This window comes from Providencia sp. PROV_01, from assembly GCF_053098325.1.
On the sequence record NZ_JBRFKD010000002.1, the window covers coordinates 761,260 to 780,094 of the forward strand.

The window sequence follows — 18,835 nt, forward strand, 5'->3', positions numbered from 1 at the left end:
GTCGTTATAACCTAGCTCGTTTACCTAGCGTAAACGTCGCCATGTTATGCCTTGCCTGAATTCGATTTATAACTGATTTCTTTCATAAAAAGAAACGATACCGCTAATTGTTGATGTTAGCGTTGAAGCCCCTTAATGTCCTAACTTCCTAACTTCCTAACTTCCTAACTTCCTAACTTCCTAACTTCTTTCTTCTTTCTTCTTTCTTCTTTTAACGACTCGCTTAATTTATTTGATTTTATTCCTCTTCGCAGAGCCATTAGTCATGAATATAACTATCGCTAATGGTAGCTCACGATGCAAAGTAGTGAGTAACAGCTCACTTCTATTTGGGCTACAAAAGGGGATGGGGAGTTAAGAGGGGAGAATTAAATCAAGGCGTTGCACCATTAGCATTCAGGGGAGGCATGTGATTGAGGGATACAAAGTAGTAAGTAACAGCTCACAAGTTATTTGGTGGGTGGCCAACTTCTCAATCTCCTAATTCTTTTAGGCTCAATTCCCTTTCTTACTTCATGAACCGATGAGATTTCTTTTCGACTCTCTTAACTTGCTTCAATTTCATCCCTATTCGCAGGGCCATTAATCATGAATATAACCACCACGATACAAAGTAGTGAGTAACAGCTCACAAGTTGTTTGGTGGGGAGCGGAGTTTTAGTAAAACCCATGGATATCGTGGGTTAGTGATTTACTTATCACCGAAATGAATGGAATTAATTGAGGCAAAGTAGTGAGTAACAGCTCACCTCTATTTGGTTAGAAAAGGAGTATGGGGTGATAAAAAACCTAGATATAAAGCGATGGAGAAATAAGAAGTGTAGTTGTAGTTGGGAAAAATTAAATTGTATCTTCAATGTATTTAGAGGGTGAATGCTAATTAGAGATACAAAGTAGTGAGTAACAGCTCACATATTGTTGATGTGGCGGGGATTTTTAAATTAAATCAAATGGATATGATGATTTTGATGTTTTCCTATTGCCACGATGAATTGGATTGCTTGAGCAAAAGTAGTGAGTAACAACTCCGATTTCATATTTGTAATGGAAATTAAATCATCACCATAACTTGGTCGGTGGTATAGAAGCTAACCTGATAGGCTAATCAAATAACGGTATCTTAGATATAATTTATCGAAAAATTTAAATAGCTTATGGTAAATAAAAATAGTAGTCACTAATACAATATATTGAAAATAAAAAGATTAATGGTTGTATATAATCATTAGAAATAAGCTATAAGTTACAGTGCTTGAAATTATTTCATTTAACCTTGAAACGCTCGACAAGATGAAAAACATTGGTTAGATTATTTAGCATTCTAGAAGTCTAAACGTATAAACAGATAAAAGGGGATGAATGATGCCTATTCGTTTACCAGATGAATTACCGGCAGTTAATTTCTTGAGAGAAGAAAATGTTTTTGTTATGACAACAACAAGAGCAAGTCATCAGGAGATCCGTCCCTTGAAAGTATTAATACTCAATTTGATGCCAAAAAAAATAGAAACTGAAAATCAGTTTCTCCGTTTATTGTCAAACACACCATTACAGGTTGATATTCAACTATTACGAATTGATCAACGAGAATCAAAAAATACTCCAACAAAGCACTTGGATACTTTTTATTGTGATTTTGAAGAGATACAGGATCAAAATTTTGATGGGTTAATTGTAACGGGAGCTCCGTTAGGCCTAGTTGAGTTTAATGACGTATTATACTGGCAGCAAATAGAAAAGGTGATAGCTTGGGCGAAGCAACATGTGACATCAACCCTTTTTGTGTGTTGGGCTGTACAAGCGGCTTTAAAGGTATTGTATGACTTACCAAAATGGACAAGAGAAGAAAAATTATCAGGTATTTATCAGCATGATACGTTAGAGCCGTACGCTTTATTAACTAGGGGGTTTGATGGCTCATTTTATGCGCCTCACTCTCGATACGCTGATTTTCCTGAAGATCTTATCCGACAGCATACTGACCTAGAGATTTTAGCAAGTTCACAGGAGGCTGGTGCTTATTTGTTTGGGTCAAAAGACAAACGCTTAGCATTTGTGACAGGCCATCCTGAATATGATGGAGATACTCTTGCACAAGAATATTGGCGTGATCTAGATGCTGGTATTTCTCCTCAGATCCCATGCAATTATTTCAAAAATGATGATCCCAACAACCCCCCGATCGTGAGTTGGCGTAGTCATGGGCACTTGTTGTTCTCAAATTGGTTGAATTATTATGTGTACCAGATCACACCTTTTGATCTTACGAATATGGAACCAACGTTAGATTAAAAAAAGAAATATAAATTTAAGAATTGCAATAAAATAAGTTTTTTTACTGGTTCTACCAGTTTAAATCAAGCTTATATAGTAAAAAGTTGAGCCACAGTTAGTCTGAAAGCAGCTATTTTTAGCTGCTTTTTTTGTTTCCAAAGAAAAATTTTAAAAATGCAGTTTTCTATAATTAGTTGATTTAACGACTATTTAACATTTTAATCTAGTTAAAGGAATGGGTAATCAATTTTTAATTTTATTAAAAACTCATATTTATCAATATAATGAAGTTGCATTTAAATAAAATGGAAATCGTTTTTGATTTATTTCTATTTTGATCTTATGCTTAATTCATAATCAACGATGAATGAGGGTTTGGTCGATGGAGCAGCAATTATCTATATCGGAATTAACATTCACAAAGAATATTAAACAGCTTGATAATCAAGTATTACATACTGATTCTATTGCATTTCTTTCTAGATTGGTTGAAGAGTTTCTTCCTCATAGAGAAAAACTATTAAAAGATAGAGTGCTCAGACAGCAAAAGATAGATGCAGGTTCTTTACCTGATTTTATTTCGGAATTTGATTCCATAAAAAAATCAGATTGGAAAATACAAGGTATTCCTGAGGATTTACAAGATCGCCGTGTCGAAATTACGGGGCCGGTTGAACGTAAAATGGTTATTAATGCTTTGAATGCCAATGTAAAAGTATTTATGGCAGATTTTGAAGATTCCCTCTCACCTTCATGGGAAAAATTGATCGATGGACAAGTCAATTTAAGGGATGCAGTTCGCGGCGACATTTCTTATACCAATGAAAATGGAAAAGTCTACCAATTAAAATCAAACCCTGCTGTTTTGATTGCGCGTGTTCGTGGTCTTCATTTAGATGAAAAACACGTTTTATCAGGAAATAAACCGATTCCTGGTGGGCTATTTGATTTCGCTATTTACTTTTTTAATAACTACCAAGCGTTATTAGAAAAAGGAAGTGGCCCTTATTTTTACATCCCAAAACTTGAGTCTTGGCAAGAAGCTAAATGGTGGAGCGATGTCTTTAGTATGGCAGAGGATCTAGTGGGTATACCTCGGGGAACGATTAAAGCCACCGTGCTGATTGAAACATTACCCGCAGTGTTCCAAATGGATGAAATCTTGTATCACATGCGTCACCACATCGTGGGGCTGAATTGTGGGCGCTGGGACTACATATTCAGTTATATCAAAACACTGAAAGAGCATGCAGACCGAGTATTGCCTGACCGCCAAGTTGTCACAATGACACAATCATTTTTAAGTGCTTATTCGCGCTTATTAATTAAAACGTGCCATCGCCGTGGCGCATTTGCGATGGGAGGAATGTCTGCTTTTATACCGAGCAAAGATCCTCAAGAAAATGAAACTATTTTAGCGAAAGTAAAAGCGGACAAAGAATTAGAAGCGAAAAATGGGCACGATGGCTCTTGGGTTGCACATCCGGGCTTAGCGGATACCGTTATGAATGTGTTTGATCAAGCACTTGGTCGGCACCAAAACCAGCTACATGTATCTCGTGATTTCGATGAAGAAATTACGGCTGACCAGCTATTAGAGCCTTGTGAGGGCGAACGAACCGAGGTGGGGATGCGGGCTAATATTCGTGTTGCAGTGCAATATATTGAATCATGGATTTCAGGGAATGGCTGTGTACCTATCTATGGTTTGATGGAAGATGCTGCGACAGCAGAAATTTCACGTACTTCAATTTGGCAATGGATCCGCCACGGTAAAACATTGTCTACCGGTGAAAAAGTCACTAAGGCATTATTTGAAGAAATGCTGGATGAAGAGTTACAGGTTATCCAAAAAGAACTTGGTGATAAGCGCTTTCAAAGCGGCCGCTTTCGTGAGGCTGCGGAATTAATGAGGCGCATAACAACGCAGGATGAGCTGATAGAATTCCTAACTATCCCCGGATACCAATTATTAGATTAAGCATAGTAAATAGAAAATTCGATAAACCCTACATATTCTTATAAAGGAAGTGGATCATGACTACATCGCGCTTAGAACAAATTGCCCAATTAGAAAGTGAATGGAAAAAACCACGTTGGAAAGGTATTACTCGCCCATATACTGCGGAAGAAGTAGTGAAATTACGTGGTTCTGTGAATATCGAACACTCTTTAGCACGCAAAGGTGCAGAACGCTTTTGGGAGCAATTACATGGTGGTTCAAAGAAAGGTTATGTAAATGCACTGGGAGCTTTAACCGGTGGGCAAGCGTTACAACAAGCGAAAGCCGGTATTGAAGCTATTTATTTGTCAGGTTGGCAGGTAGCCGCGGATGCAAATACTTCATCAAGTATGTATCCAGACCAATCACTTTACCCTGTTGATTCAGTACCATCGGTCGTTAAGAAAATTAATAATACTTTCCGTCGTGCAGACCAAATTCAGTGGGCGAATGGTATTGGCCCTGACAACAAAGAGTATATTGATTATTTTTTACCTATTATCGCGGATGCGGAAGCTGGGTTTGGTGGCGTATTAAATGCCTTCGAACTTATGAAAAATATGATAGAGGCAGGGGCTGCGGCTGTCCATTTTGAAGATCAATTAGCCGCGGTTAAGAAGTGTGGTCATATGGGTGGGAAAGTCCTTGTACCTACTCAAGAAGCGATTCAGAAGCTGGTTGCTGCTCGTTTAGCGGCGGATGTTTCAGGTGTACCAACTATTTTGGTTGCTAGAACAGATGCCGATGCAGCCGATCTTCTAACATCAGACTGCGATGCTTATGATGCGGCTTTTGTTACTGGAGAACGCACCTCTGAAGGTTTTTTCCGTACCAAAGCAGGAATTGAGCAAGCGATTAGCCGCGGGCTAGCGTATGCACCATATGCAGATCTTGTTTGGTGTGAAACGTCAAAACCTGACCTTGAAGCAGCAAGGCAGTTCGCTGAGGCTATTCATGCTAAATTTCCTGGTAAATTATTAGCTTATAACTGCTCTCCATCATTTAATTGGAAAAAGAATTTAGATGACAGCACGATCGCGCGTTTCCAAGATGAACTTTCAGCAATGGGCTATCGCTTCCAATTTATTACGCTAGCAGGTATTCACAGTATGTGGTTCAACATGTTTGATTTAGCCCACTCCTATGCACAAGGTGAAGGCATGAAGCATTATGTTGAAAAAGTTCAAGAATGTGAATTTGCCGCAATGAATAAGGGCTACACCTTCTCTTCGCATCAACAAGAGGTGGGAACAGGTTATTTTGATAAAGTAACAACCGTTATTCAAGGTGGTGCTTCATCAGTGACGGCTTTAACTGGGTCGACTGAAGAAGAGCAATTCTAGTTAGATTATTTTCCTTTTGATCGGTGTTTCTGGTGTCTTTGTTGGTTAGCTATATCTGTTAATTTTTCAGGCACGTTTAGTGCCTGTTTTTTATTCAAAATGAGTCTGTATTCTAATAGGAGTGGTTATGATATTGACGACAGAACAGATAATAGCGCAGACCATTTTACAAGGGTTTGATGCACAATATGGTCGTTTTCTTGAAATAACCTCAGGTGCACAAGAACGGTTTGAACAAGCAGATTGGCATGCAATTCAGCATGCGATGAAAAGACGAATTCAACTGTATGACCACCATGTTGGCTTAGTTGTCGCTCAGCTACAGTTTATGGGGTTAGTTCAATCTTTAACACCAGATAAACTGGCACAGATAAAAAATATTTATAAAACCTTATTACCGGATTACCCAAGGTTTGAAATAGCGGAAAGCTTTTTTAATTCTGTTTACTGTCGGTTATTTCGGCATCGGGAGCTGACACAAGATAACCTATTTATTTTTACGTCTCAGCCTGCGAGACGCTTTTCTATTGCTCCTAGGCCTCTAGCTCGCGAATACTTTGTTAATAATAATTTAGATGAGTTATTGTTTACTATATTAAGTGGGTTACCGCTAAGGTTAAAATGGCGGAATTTAAATTTAGATATTCATTGTATTATCAATGTATTAAAAACAAAATTTTCCGATATTGAAAGCCAGAAAGTCAGCTTTCATATCGCAAATGAGCTATTTTATCGTAATAAGGCAGCTTGGCTGATTGGTAAAATTTATATTAATGATGAGGTCTATCCATTCTTACTTCCTATTCATCATGATGATTGTCAGCACATTTATATTGATACGTGTTTAACCGAGTTTGATGAAGCCAGTATTGTGTTTGGTTTCGCTCGTTCCTATTTTATGGTGTATGCTCCTTTTCCTGCAGCACTGGTTTTTTGGTTGAGGGAGATCTTACCCAGTAAGTCAATTGCCGAATTATATATGGCAATTGGCTGTCAAAAGCATGGAAAAACAGAGTATTACAGAGAGTATCTCGCCTATATTAATTTTTCACGAGAGCAATTTACGGTTGCACCAGGTGTGAAAGGAATGGTGATGCTGGTTTTTACATCGCCTTCTTTCGATCGGGTTTTTAAAATTATTAAGGACCGATTTGCACCACAAAAACAGGTAACACGAGAACGGGTCTTAGAATGCTATCGTTTGGTTAAAGAGCACGATAGAGTTGGCCGTATGGCGGATACCCAAGAATTTGAAAATTTTGTGATTAGTAAATCCTCCATCAGTGATGAATTAATGGCGGAGTTATTGAAAGAGGCTCCATCTCAAATTGAAGATTTAGGTGATAACATATTGATTCGTCATCTGTATATGGAAAGAAAGATGATCCCATTGAATATTTATATGGATAATGCCTCTGATACACAATTGCATAATGCATTAAATGAATATGGCTGGGCGATTAAGCAATTAGCGGCTGCAAATATTTTTCCTGGAGATATGTTATTTAAAAACTTTGGGGTAACGCGGCATGGGCGTGTTGTTTTTTACGATTATGATGAAATCTGTTATATGACTGAAGTGAATTTTCGTAAAATTCCGGAGCCATTATACCCTGAGCAAGAGTTATCTGGTGAGCCATGGTATAGCATTGGGGAGCAAGATGTTTTCCCCGAAGAGTTTGCTTCTTTTATTTGCCAAAATGAGAAAATTCGTCATTACTTGCAACAATATCACGCAGATTTATTTTCAGCAGATTATTGGCAAAAGTTACAAAATAGGATTTTAGCGGGGCACGTAGAAGATGTTTATGCCTACCGTGAAGAATTACGTTTTTGTCATAATCTCAATAAGGTTGCATAATTATAATAGTATTCATTAAAGGCAGTTAAAAACGACCCAGCAAGGGACTGAGTCGTTTTTCGTGTCGTTATTTTTTTGCGCCTTGTACAGCCTCTTGTGCAAGTTGGGTGATTTTTTCGTAATTACCTGAATTCAAAGCCTCTTCAGGAACTAACCAAGAGCCGCCAATGCACAGAACACTATCTAGCTCTAAATAACTAAGGTAATTAGCGAGTGATATTCCACCCGTTGGGCAAAATTTGACTTGTGAGAAAGGGCCGGCAATAGCTTTTAGCGCCTTAACGCCACCGTTGGCTTCCGCTGGGAAAAATTTAAACTCTTTTAAGCCATATTGCATACCAAGCATAAGCTCAGAAACAGTTGAAATACCAGGGATTAAAGGAATATTTCCTTTGGTAGCGGCATTGAGTAATTCATCCGTCAAGCCGGGGCTAATTGCAAATTGTGCTCCCGCTTCAGTGACTTCAGCGAGTTGTTTTGCATTGATAACAGTACCCGCGCCAATAATCGCCTCAGGTACTTCTTTGGCAATGAGGCGAATAGCATCAATAGCACATTCAGTACGTAAAGTGACTTCTAAAACTTTAATGCCACCTTTGACTAGTGCTTTTGCAAGAGGAACCGCTTGTTCTAATTTTTTTATAACAATAACAGGGACGACAGGGCCTTGTTTTAATACGCTTTCAGCGGTTATTTTCCAATTATTCATTTTCTATTCCTATTCAATGAAAATAGATTAAAAATCAATGCTACAAGCGCCTTCTTCGGCACCTGATAAGTGTCTTCTTAACGCACCGAAAAGTTCCCTTCCACACCCACTATGTTCAGCAGTTAAATCAGCTTCAAAGGGTTGGCGCTTATTGAGTTCTTCTTCATCAACCAGTAATTGTAATTCCCCAGTCAATGCATTTACCCTAATAATATCGCCATTTTTTACTTTTGCTAACAATCCGCCATTGTAAGCTTCAGGTGTGACATGAATTGCGGATGGTACTTTGCCGGATGCACCGGATAAGCGACCATCAGTGACTAGCGCGACCTTGTAGCCTTTATCCATAAGGACACCAAGAGGTGGCATTAGCTTGTGAAGCTCAGGCATACCATTTGCAGATGGTCCTTGGAAGCGGACAACGATGATACAATCTTTATTGAGTTCGCCAGCTTCAAAGTGCGCTGCGATCTCATTTTGGTTATTAAATACGACTGCTGGAGCTTCAATGATTTGATTTTCTTCAGGAACTGCTGATGTTTTCATCACAGCGCGTCCTAAATTCCCTGAGAGTAATTTTGTACCGCCATGAGGTGAGAAAGGGCGGTCTATTTCAGCAATAACTTCAGGATTGAATGAGGTTTTAGGGCCTTCTCGCCATTCTAGTTGACCATTATTTAGCCATGGTTCCATAGTATAACGTGCCAGCCCAAATCCTGAGACGGTATGAACATCATTATGCAATAAACCTTTTTGCAATAGCTGGTGGATGAGCAAAGCGACGCCACCTGCGGCTTGGAATTGGTTTATATCCGCTTGGCCATTAGGATAGATACGGCAAATAAGTGGAACAATGGCAGAAATATCGGAGAAATCATCCCAATTGATAATGATCCCAGCAGCTCTAGCTATAGCCACAAGATGCATGGTCAAGTTAGTTGAGCCGCCTGTTGCAAGTAATGCGACGATGCCGTTGACAATCACTTTTTCGTTAACCAGTTGACCGATAGGTAAGTACTGACCTGATTGTTCAGTTAAACGCGTAATTTGTCGTGCGGCAGCTTCTGTTAATGCATCTCGTAGTGGAGAATCAGGTGGTACAAATGATGCGCCGGGGAGATGTAATCCCATCACTTCCATCATCATTTGATTTGAGTTGGCAGTACCATAAAAAGTACAAGTGCCGATACCATGATAAGACGCAGCTTCCGCTTCTAATAAGGCGAGTCTATCAACTTTGCCTTCAGCATACAGCTGGCGAATGCGAACCTTTTCTTTATTTGGTAAGCCTGTTGCCATTGGGCCTGCTGGGACAAATATCGCAGGAAGGTGGCCAAATGAAAGTGCGCCAAGCATTAAACCTGGAACAATTTTGTCGCAAATACCTAAATAGAGTGCGCCATCAAACATATTATGGGATAGGCCAATGGCGGTTGACATTGCAATGACATCTCGACTTAGCATCGATAGCTCCATCCCATCTTGACCTTGTGTTACACCATCGCACATTGCGGGAACACCTGCAGCGACTTGGCCAATTGAGCCTGCTTCTAATAATGCTTTTTTGAGTTGTTCTGGGTACTTGTCATAGGGGCGATGCGCTGAAAGCATATCATTGTAGGAGTTGATGATAGCAATATCAGAGCGAGTCATGCTTTTAAGAATTTGTTTTTCTTCACTTTGGCATGCTGCAAAGCCATGGGCAAGGTTACCACAAGCGAGTGATGCTCGATGGACGGTCATACTACGAGCCTGCTCTATTTTTTTGAGGTAAGCAGCTCGAGTCTTCACTGAACGAGAGATGATACGTTGAGTGATGCGATCAAGTTCTTTATTGATCACCGAAGGATTTGTCTCTTTAGAGGTGGTCACGCTCATGATAATTGCTCCATAGTGCAGTAAAAAGATGAATCAAACTGCAAGTCAATTTGGGTTGTGCCTATCGTTATTTACTCTAGTACTATAGCATCAATGTTACCGGTAACATTGTTCAATGAAAGCGAAGGCGTTGCAATATAGAAAATGAATATTCGAAGCTATCTGTGATCTGAATCAAATTTGTAATATGGTATGGATAGGGTAGGAAATAGGCAAATAAGCATGCTATAGTGGCTTTTTTGGTTATTTTATCATCAAAATTCAATTAGATAATTGTCGAAGGTTAGGCTGTATTAATGAGAAGAGTGGCAGAATGTTAAGGCTAGCTACAGCTGCATTTATATTGTTGTTGGCAAATTTTGTTAAGGCTGAGGTTGTTTTAGCTTCCGGGTCATATAACATTTTAACTGAAGTTTTTAATAAGCAAACTGAAATGCAATTACACAATGCCTCACAGGCAGAAAAAATTGATGCATTGACTCAATACTTTTTAGCCACACCTTACAATAAACAAACATTGAATATGAGCCCACTCTTAGCCGAAGAATTAGTGATTAATTTGAAAGAGATGGACTGTATGACATTCATAGAGTACATCGAGGCTTTTAAGCGTTCGAAAAACTATGAACAGTTTGTGTTAAATTTAACCAATATTAGGTATATCAACCAAAATATCACCTTTAAACATCGTCGGCATTTTTTTTCTGATTGGGCGCAAGAACCTGAAGCTATTGTGGCAGATATTACCAGTGAAATAAGTTCACATGCTGTTAAGGTAAATAAACAACTTAATTTAAAATATCATGATCAGAGATATATATCGGGATTACCCATCAAGAATAGGTCAATTAACTATATTCCAGCTAAGTATGTGGATGATGATTTATTATTAAGATTAAAAACGGGGGATTACATTGGTATTTATTCAGGAAATAATGGGTTAGATGTGAGCCATGTTGGGGTTGTAATACGTAAAGGGAAGAAAACAATATTTAGAAATGCGTCCTCATTGCGTAGAAATTTTCAGGTCATTGATATTGAACTGAATATTTATTTAAAAGGGAAGGCTGGGATTGTTATTTTTAGACCTAAATCAGATTATTAGCCTGATTTTTTGAATTTATTAATAATAAAATAAATTATTAATCTATTTTTTTGATATAAAAAATGAGTAAATCCAGTTTTTATGTATGTATAAATTTAACATATAAAGTGGAAATTATTTAATAATAAAAAACATATAATTATTTTTATTAGTTACTAATTATTACTAATAACATTTAAAATGTAAAAATATATTAAATTATCGATTTGGTAAAAATAAACATATAGGAATATAATTTTATTAAAAAAATGAAAAAACTGTTATAAAGCAATGGATTACTTTATAAATATTACTTAGTTCTTTTTCTTTTGTATATAAAAATGATGTTTGCCTATCAATCTTGTGCTTTTTGATTACTCGTAACTATTTTAAATAGTTATGGTTAATTTTATAATGAATAATACTAGCTAAATTATTTTTCTTATTTAAATTTAGGAGATGGTTATGCATATAGCTAAAAAGAAAAATGTTTATGCATTATTAGGTAATCATTTACGTAAGGCTAGAGTGAGTAAGGGATTGTCAGGAAATGAGTTAGGCTCAATTATTCATTTGAGTCAACAGCAGGTATCACGGTATGAATTAGGTATTAATAAATTGAGCTTAGATAAACTAATTGAAATTGTCATTTTTTTAGATATTGATATTAATGAAGTTACTAAAATAATTGCTAAGCAGGTTGAGTATGAAAAAATGAGCTAGCAGTAATTTAAGTAAGGTTATTTTTTATTTCTCTTTATAAAATTTTATGAATTACCTTATTCTTTTTAGAAATCGCTAGTATAAGAAAATATTTTATAACTTATACGTTACAGAGAACTAAACGATTAATTTAGCATAGTCGATGGAAAATCATTTTTATGATAACTACTTAAAATTGAAAATAATTTAAAATCAGCTTCTAGAAATAAAAATAATCAATTTATCTTTATTTTAATGGTCGATGAATTTGTTGGAACTCATAATGATAATTTTTCTAGTACTTGCTTCTGTTTTTGTGATATCTCCTACTTTTTAATGCAAGAGGAACTTTCTACAGAATAATGAAAACTTTTTGTTTCTAATATGAACTAAGAAGGTGTTAACACTATGTATTTGAACAGTTATTTCACCGTTTTGACTATATTCTTATGAATAATAAGCATCGTTTTGTCGTTAATGTATGAAAGTTGATAGTATTGATGACTACAGAATGCTTAAATAAAGCTTAATCAACAATAGAGTAAGGTTATGGTTCGATGTTCAAATATATAGGGATATTATTTGCCTTTTTACTATTAGGCTGTTCAGCCTCGAACAAGGGGTACTATCTCGATAACCGTTATCCATCAAAAAATAGTAGTCAACGTATTCAATATGTCATTATTCACTACACCGTTTCTGATGATGTGCGTTCTATAGCCACACTAACACAAGGTCAAGTGAGTTCTCACTATCTCATTCCAAGTGTACCTGAAACTAAAAATGGCCGGCCTGTTGTATTACAACTCGTTCCTGAGTCGTTAAAATCATGGCATGCAGGTGAAAGTTATTGGTTACACCATAATGGTTTGAATGATACTTCTATTGGGATTGAAATCGTCAATGCTGGATTACAAAAAGATGTAAAAGGAAAACGATATTGGGCTCCTTATAATGAAGCACAAATTGTTGCGTTGATCCCTCTCCTCCAAGATATTATGCAGCGTTATAACATTCCTCCAGAAAATATTATTGGTCACAGTGATATCGCACCACTGCGTAAGCAAGATCCAGGCAAGGCATTTCCATGGCAGCGTCTTGCTCAACATGGTATAGGGGCTTGGCCAGATCCTAAAACCGTGGCTAAATTTCTGGCGGGGCGTAATGCCAATGAGCCTGCAAACGTGTTACGCATTCAAAAAGCCCTTCATTTTTACGGCTATTCAACAATTCCTCTATCAGGTCAGTTAGATTCACAGACGAAAGAAACATTACGTGCTTTCCAACTGCATTTCCGGCCGAGAGATATTGAAGGACAAGCGGATGCTGAAACAGAGGCTATCGCGTTGGCACTTATTGAAAAGTACCGTGATATGCAAAAATTTAAGTTATTTGAAAAGACCTCGCAGTTGCCTAATGTATCAACAAACCAACAAGGTGATTAGAGGGCAGTAAAAAACTTTGTGAGATTAAGCTAAAGTGAAATACAGGTTGCTTTGTATTTCACTCTTTACTATTGAGTTAGCGGTTTGCACCATATTCATGGCTTATTTCTTTTGCGGCCTTGATAACCATAGCGCCTAATTCAGTAATACGGTCATCAGTGATACGTGATAATGGGCCTGAAATAGAAATAGCTGCAAACGCTTCTTTGTGCTCATCATAAATACAAGCTCCAATACAACGTAACCCTAAAGCATGCTCTTCATCATCATAAGAAAAACCTTGCTTTTTAGCCTGTTGTAAATTCTCTTTTAAGGCGGATGGGTTAGTTAGTGTATAAGGCGTATAAGCATGTAAACCTTTACGGCTTAAAAGTGGAACCAGTTTGTCTTCTGTTAAATTAGCAATGAACGCTTTGCCTGCACCCGAAGCGTGTAATGGCAGTTTTCCACCGATTGGTGCTGACATTCTCATTAGCGCATTGCATTGTACTTGGTCAACAATGACGGCATCGTACTCTGTATGGTCTAGGATAGCTAAATTGACGGTTTCCCCAGATTCATCCATTAAGCGGCGCAGTATCGGGTGAACGAGAGCTAACAAATTACGACTCTCTAAGAAGCTACTACCAATGATAAAAGCATGGGAAGCAATAACCCATAGGCCTAAATCGCCAGTTTGCCGAACAAATCCATGCTGTTCCAACGTCATTAATAGGCGGTGTGTTGTTGAGTTGGGTAAGCCAGCTTGCATCGCAAGGTCAGTGAGGGCGATTCCCCCTGTTGATTCGGAAATATATTCCAACAGTGTTAATCCACGACTTAATGATTGAACTTGTCCTGCTGCAGCTGCGCCACTCGCCGGCCCTTTTGCTTTTTTAAGTTTCTTAGTAATTGGTGCCGTTGCCATTAAGTCTCTCCTGACTGTCATTTAGCTTCTATTATGAACTATTTCACTTGAAAATACTCATCGGATCAGTGAAAAGTGTGCTCTTGTGCAACCTTGAAAAACTCTCATCATAACAGCGAATTTTCACGAGAGAAGTTGTGATAGGATGTTAAAAGTAAAAATTTGACTTATTTCTCAGTGTTCCATTTCAGGAGGGCAGTGCAGTGTCCGCAAAAGTTAATCAATTAGAACAAGAATTAAAAAAACGTATATTGGTATTAGATGGTGCAATGGGAACAATGATCCAACAACATAAGTTGTCGGAAGCCCAGTTTCGCGGAGAGCGATTTGCAGATTGGCCGAGTGATTTAAAGGGAAATAATGACCTATTAGTCTTAACTCAGCCAGATATCATTCGAGATATCCATTCTCAATACTTTGAAGCTGGTGCGGATATTGTTGAAACCAATACTTTTAACTCAACATCCATTGCGATGGCTGATTATAAAATGGAATCTCTTTCCGCTGAAATTAATGAAGTTGCTGCACGTCTTGCTCGTGAATGTGCTGATGAGTGGACACGTAAAACGCCAGAGCAACCGCGTTATGTTGCTGGAGTCTTAGGCCCGACAAACCGCACCGCTTCTATTTCTCCGGATGTTAATGATCCCGCTTATCGCAATATCACCTTTGATCAACTCGTTGAAGCTTATCGAGAATCTACCCGATCTTTAGTAAAAGGTGGGGTCGATCTGATCATGATCGAAACCATTTTTGATACATTAAATGCGAAGGCCGCGATCTTTGCGGTAGAAACCGAATTGGAAGTTTTGGGCGTTTCTTTACCGATTATGATCTCGGGGACGATCACGGATGCCTCAGGTCGAACATTATCAGGGCAAACAACAGAAGCATTTTATAACTCATTGCGTCATGCTCAGCCGATATCATTTGGCTTGAATTGCGCATTAGGTCCTAATGAGTTACGCCAGTATATTGCTGAATTATCAAGAATTGCTGAATGTTATGTCAGTGCGCACCCCAATGCAGGGCTACCCAATGCGTTTGGTGAGTATGACCTTGATGCGCAAAATATGGCCGAACAAATTCATGAATGGGCAACCGCAGGGTTCTTAAATATTGTTGGTGGATGTTGTGGAACGACGCCATTACATATCAAAAAAATGGCAGATGCAGTAAAAGGCATCACTCCACGCCAATTACCGTCACTGCCTGTTGAATGCCGTTTATCTGGTTTAGAACCGCTAAATATTGGCAAAAAATCATTATTTGTGAACGTCGGGGAAAGAACCAACGTGACAGGTTCAGCAAAATTTAAGCGGCTGATTAAAGAAGAAAATTACCAAGAAGCCTTAGATGTGGCTCGTCAGCAAGTTGAAAATGGCGCACAAATCATCGACATCAATATGGATGAAGGGATGTTGGACTCCCATGCGGCGATGGTACGTTTCTTGAATCTCATTGCTGGCGAACCAGATATTGCGCGCGTGCCGATTATGATTGACTCCTCAAAGTGGGAGGTCATCGAGGCGGGGCTTAAGTGCATACAAGGTAAGGGGATCGTCAATTCAATCTCAATGAAAGAGGGGGTTGAGGCATTTATTGAGCACGCTAAACTATTGCGCAAATATGGTGCTGCCGTGGTCGTCATGGCATTTGATGAAGTTGGCCAAGCAGATACACGTGAACGGAAAATTGAAATTTGTCGCCGTGCTTATCAGATCCTGACCGAAGAGGTGGGCTTCCCTCCTGAAGATATTATTTTTGACCCAAATATTTTTGCCGTAGCCACAGGAATTGAAGAGCACAATAACTATGCAGTTGATTTTATTGAGGTCTGTAAGGATATCAAGGCTCAATTACCTCATGCGATGATTTCTGGCGGAGTTTCCAACGTCTCTTTTTCATTTAGAGGGAACGACCCTGTACGCGAAGCGATTCATGCTGTTTTCTTGTACTACGCCATTCGTAATGGAATGGATATGGGGATCGTTAATGCGGGGCAGCTCGCTATCTATGATGACTTACCTTCTGAATTAAAAGACGCGGTTGAAGATGTGATTTTAAATCGTCGTGATGACAGTACGGAACGCTTACTTGAACTGGCAGAAAAATACCGTGGAGCCGGGGCAGGAGAGCAGCAAGTTCAACAAGCGGAATGGCGTAGTTGGGAAGTTGAAAAGCGTCTTGAATATGCACTAGTGAAAGGCATTACCGAATTTATTATTGAAGATACTGAAGAAACTCGCCAACGTGCTTCTAGCCCAATCGAAGTGATTGAAGGCCCCTTGATGAACGGTATGAATGTGGTTGGAGACCTGTTTGGGGAAGGCAAAATGTTCTTACCTCAAGTGGTTAAATCTGCCCGTGTAATGAAACAAGCAGTCGCCTATTTAGAGCCTTATATTCAAGAGCTTAAACAATCAGGTAGCAGCGCAGGAAAAATCTTACTCGCTACGGTAAAAGGCGATGTCCATGATATTGGTAAAAATATTGTTGGCGTTGTTTTACAGTGTAATAACTATGAAATCATTGATTTAGGTGTGATGGTTCCATGTGAAACTATTCTAAAAACCGCGCGTGAAGAAAACGTCGATATTATTGGGTTATCTGGTTTGATTACGCCATCTCTTGATGAAATGGTGCATGTCGCTAAAGAGATGGAAAGACAAGGATTTACCTTACCATTACTGATTGGTGGGGCGACGACATCAAAAGCACATACTGCTGTGAAAATTGAGCCAAATTACAGTGGGCCAACAACTTACGTGCAAAATGCTTCCCGAACAGTGGGGGTTGTCTCGGCGTTATTGTCAGCAACACAAAAAGCAGATTTTGTTGCGCGTACGCGCCGTGAATACGACACCGTACGCCAGCAGCATGGTCGAAGAAGGCCAAAAACACCACCGGTGGCACTGGATGTGGCACGTGCGAATGCGGTAAATATTGACTGGCAAAACTATCAACCACCTGTACCAAAATTCCAGGGTATTCAAGAAGTCACAGCATCTATTTCAACGCTGAGAGACTATATTGATTGGACGCCATTTTTTATGACTTGGTCGCTGGCGGGGAAATACCCGCGGATCTTAGAAGATGAAGTGGTTGGTTCTGAAGCACGTAAGCTATTGAAAGATGCCAATAATATGTTAGATAAGCTTGATAAAGAAAGTTTACTAACGCCAAAAGGTATTTTTGGCTTATTCCCTGCAAACCGAGTTGGCGATGATGTAGAAATTTATACCGATGAGTCAAGAAGCCATGTACAAGTGATGGGGCTGAATTTACGCCAGCAAACCTTAAAAACTGAGTTTCCAAACTATTGTTTATCTGACTTTGTCGCGCCAAAAAACAGCGGTAAAGCCGATTATATTGGGGCTTTCGCAGTGACAGGGGGCTTAGAAGAAGACGCGCTTGCTGATGAATATGAACAACAGCATGATGATTATAATAAAATTATGGTTAAAGCGCTGGCGGATAGGCTAGCGGAGGCATTTGCTGAATATCTACACCAACAAGTCCGTAGGCAATATTGGGGCTATGCAGCTGATGAAAACTTGAGTAATGAAGAGCTTATTCGTGAAAATTACCAAGGTATCCGTCCTGCACCGGGGTATCCGGCTTGTCCTGAGCACACAGAAAAGGCCAAAATTTGGCAGTTATTGGATGTAGAAACGCAAATTGGCATGAAACTCACCAGTTCCTATGCGATGTGGCCAGGCGCTTCGGTATCAGGCTGGTATTTTAGCCACCCGGAAAGTAAATATTTTGCCGTAGCTCAGCTACAAAAAGACCAAATTGAGGACTACGCAAAACGTAAAGGGATGTCGGTAACGGAGTTGGAGCGTTGGTTAGCACCAAACTTAGCTTATGACCCTGAAGATTAAAACCAGATCAATACATTGATTTTTCATGTATTCGGCACCATCTTATAGGTAATACATTAGAGGGGTCCAATGATGAGCTATGAATTTATTATTGAAGAAGAACTGCCACGCTCGGCGGTTTTTCCTTATCAGATCCAAAACAGTGCTGCGCCTGAAACGTTTATGATGAGTGAAGACGCGGTGAGCGCCATGATGAGTGTTTTACAGATCATGGATAAGCTTGATACCGATGATTCACTGAATGAGCACTGTTTTAATCAAATCTGGTTAAAAAGCGAGCTTACACCGGCAAGAGCAGAAGAAATTTACCTGTTTTTAGAAGAGAATTTAGCGGTAGAACCCGTCCCTTCAGAGGAAGAAATCGCTGCTTTTCATCAAGCCCAAGTTGATGAAAATAAACTGTTATCCCAAGAAAGCCCTAAAGACGGCATGGTACCCGTACATAAATTTTCGACCAATGACGGTTGGCTGGTGACCACGAAAGAGTGTGAGTGGATTGCGGAAGTGTTTTCACCAGAACTGGTGAGCGAAAATCACTTTGTTGTTTCTCAGATCTCTGAACTGTGTAAGATCAGCCACCGCACATTGGAAGCTCTGTTAATTGAGTGGGGTAAATTTAATTTATTTGCCAGTAAACATGGTGGTTACCGCGTTAATTAAGCTCTGGGGTTTATTTCGGAGACAAAAGTTTCAGCAAGAGCCGGCGTCTCCTCCATTTTCTGAATAATTTTCCTATTATTCTA

12 protein-coding genes are annotated in these 18,835 nt (G+C 39.0%); 9 read left to right on the top strand and 3 right to left on the bottom strand.

The window, feature by feature from the left end:
• Positions 1 to 1,362: 1,362 nt before the first annotated feature.
• From metA to aceK, 4 genes are all read left to right on the top strand, one after another.
• A complete protein-coding gene (gene metA, locus ACU696_RS04255) occupies positions 1,363 to 2,292 on the top strand; it encodes a homoserine O-acetyltransferase MetA (protein WP_004915271.1) in 930 nt (309 codons plus the stop codon).
• Positions 2,293 to 2,656: 364 nt separating this feature from the next.
• A complete protein-coding gene (aceB, locus tag ACU696_RS04260; RefSeq protein WP_110731448.1) occupies positions 2,657 to 4,255 on the top strand; it encodes a malate synthase A in 1,599 nt (532 codons plus the stop codon).
• A gap of 56 nt (positions 4,256 to 4,311) precedes the next feature.
• Complete coding sequence (gene aceA, locus ACU696_RS04265; RefSeq protein ID WP_004915268.1) at positions 4,312 to 5,619, top strand: isocitrate lyase; 1,308 nt, start codon at positions 4,312 to 4,314, stop codon at positions 5,617 to 5,619.
• Positions 5,620 to 5,746: 127 nt separating this feature from the next.
• On the top strand, positions 5,747 to 7,480 hold the full coding sequence (gene aceK / locus ACU696_RS04270) for a bifunctional isocitrate dehydrogenase kinase/phosphatase (RefSeq protein WP_123382734.1): 1,734 nt from the start codon (positions 5,747 to 5,749) through the stop codon (positions 7,478 to 7,480).
• 67 nt (positions 7,481 to 7,547) lie between these two features.
• On the opposite strand, the gene ACU696_RS04275 is transcribed toward aceK, so the two are convergent.
• Together ACU696_RS04275 and edd are read right to left on the bottom strand one after the other, a co-directional pair.
• Positions 7,548 to 8,189, bottom strand: coding sequence for a bifunctional 4-hydroxy-2-oxoglutarate aldolase/2-dehydro-3-deoxy-phosphogluconate aldolase (locus ACU696_RS04275; protein ID WP_109913084.1), 642 nt, complete (start codon positions 8,187 to 8,189; stop codon positions 7,548 to 7,550).
• Between the two features lie 27 nt (positions 8,190 to 8,216).
• On the bottom strand, positions 8,217 to 10,067 hold the full coding sequence (gene edd / locus ACU696_RS04280; protein WP_184957495.1) for a phosphogluconate dehydratase: 1,851 nt from the start codon (positions 10,065 to 10,067) through the stop codon (positions 8,217 to 8,219).
• 313 nt (positions 10,068 to 10,380) lie between these two features.
• Here edd and ACU696_RS04285 point away from each other — a divergent pair, with 313 nt between their 5' ends.
• From ACU696_RS04285 to ACU696_RS04295, 3 genes are all read left to right on the top strand, one after another.
• Complete coding sequence (locus ACU696_RS04285; protein WP_109913083.1) at positions 10,381 to 11,172, top strand: N-acetylmuramoyl-L-alanine amidase-like domain-containing protein; 792 nt, start codon at positions 10,381 to 10,383, stop codon at positions 11,170 to 11,172.
• 444 nt (positions 11,173 to 11,616) lie between these two features.
• Positions 11,617 to 11,874 carry a helix-turn-helix domain-containing protein gene (locus ACU696_RS04290; RefSeq protein ID WP_004915254.1) on the top strand — a complete coding sequence of 86 codons (258 nt, stop codon included), beginning with the start codon at positions 11,617 to 11,619 and terminating at the stop codon, positions 11,872 to 11,874.
• Positions 11,875 to 12,410: 536 nt separating this feature from the next.
• Entirely contained in the window at positions 12,411 to 13,298 is an 888-nt protein-coding gene (locus ACU696_RS04295) for an N-acetylmuramoyl-L-alanine amidase (protein WP_109913082.1), read from the top strand.
• A gap of 76 nt (positions 13,299 to 13,374) precedes the next feature.
• Here ACU696_RS04295 and iclR read toward each other — a convergent pair whose 3' ends face one another.
• Positions 13,375 to 14,205, bottom strand: coding sequence for a glyoxylate bypass operon transcriptional repressor IclR (gene iclR, locus ACU696_RS04300; protein ID WP_004915246.1), 831 nt, complete (start codon positions 14,203 to 14,205; stop codon positions 13,375 to 13,377).
• Between the two features lie 203 nt (positions 14,206 to 14,408).
• On the opposite strand from iclR, the gene metH reads away from it, so the two are divergent.
• Both metH and ACU696_RS04310 read left to right on the top strand, forming a co-directional pair.
• Positions 14,409 to 18,092 (top strand): methionine synthase, encoded by a 3,684-nt coding sequence (gene metH / locus ACU696_RS04305; RefSeq protein WP_209102608.1) that lies wholly within the window; start codon positions 14,409 to 14,411, stop codon positions 18,090 to 18,092.
• A gap of 69 nt (positions 18,093 to 18,161) precedes the next feature.
• The gene (locus ACU696_RS04310; protein WP_181937095.1) at positions 18,162 to 18,752 is read left to right on the top strand and encodes a hypothetical protein; all 591 of its coding nucleotides are present in this window, start codon (positions 18,162 to 18,164) and stop codon (positions 18,750 to 18,752) included.
• Positions 18,753 to 18,835 lie beyond the last annotated feature (83 nt).

What these genes read in the sequence shown, in the direction of transcription:
- metA (WP_004915271.1), top strand. Translation starts at nt 1,363, where the DNA reads ATGCCTATTCGTTTACCAGATGAATTACCGGCAGTTAATTTCTTGAGA.
- aceB (WP_110731448.1), top strand. Translation starts at nt 2,657, where the DNA reads ATGGAGCAGCAATTATCTATATCGGAATTAACATTCACAAAGAATATT.
- aceA (WP_004915268.1), top strand. Translation starts at nt 4,312, where the DNA reads ATGACTACATCGCGCTTAGAACAAATTGCCCAATTAGAAAGTGAATGG.
- aceK (WP_123382734.1), top strand. Translation starts at nt 5,747, where the DNA reads ATGATATTGACGACAGAACAGATAATAGCGCAGACCATTTTACAAGGG.
- ACU696_RS04275 (WP_109913084.1), bottom strand. Translation starts at nt 8,189, where the DNA reads ATGAATAATTGGAAAATAACCGCTGAAAGCGTATTAAAACAAGGCCCT.
- edd (WP_184957495.1), bottom strand. Translation starts at nt 10,067, where the DNA reads ATGAGCGTGACCACCTCTAAAGAGACAAATCCTTCGGTGATCAATAAA.
- ACU696_RS04285 (WP_109913083.1), top strand. Translation starts at nt 10,381, where the DNA reads ATGTTAAGGCTAGCTACAGCTGCATTTATATTGTTGTTGGCAAATTTT.
- ACU696_RS04290 (WP_004915254.1), top strand. Translation starts at nt 11,617, where the DNA reads ATGCATATAGCTAAAAAGAAAAATGTTTATGCATTATTAGGTAATCAT.
- ACU696_RS04295 (WP_109913082.1), top strand. Translation starts at nt 12,411, where the DNA reads ATGTTCAAATATATAGGGATATTATTTGCCTTTTTACTATTAGGCTGT.
- iclR (WP_004915246.1), bottom strand. Translation starts at nt 14,205, where the DNA reads ATGGCAACGGCACCAATTACTAAGAAACTTAAAAAAGCAAAAGGGCCG.
- ACU696_RS04310 (WP_181937095.1), top strand. Translation starts at nt 18,162, where the DNA reads ATGATGAGCTATGAATTTATTATTGAAGAAGAACTGCCACGCTCGGCG.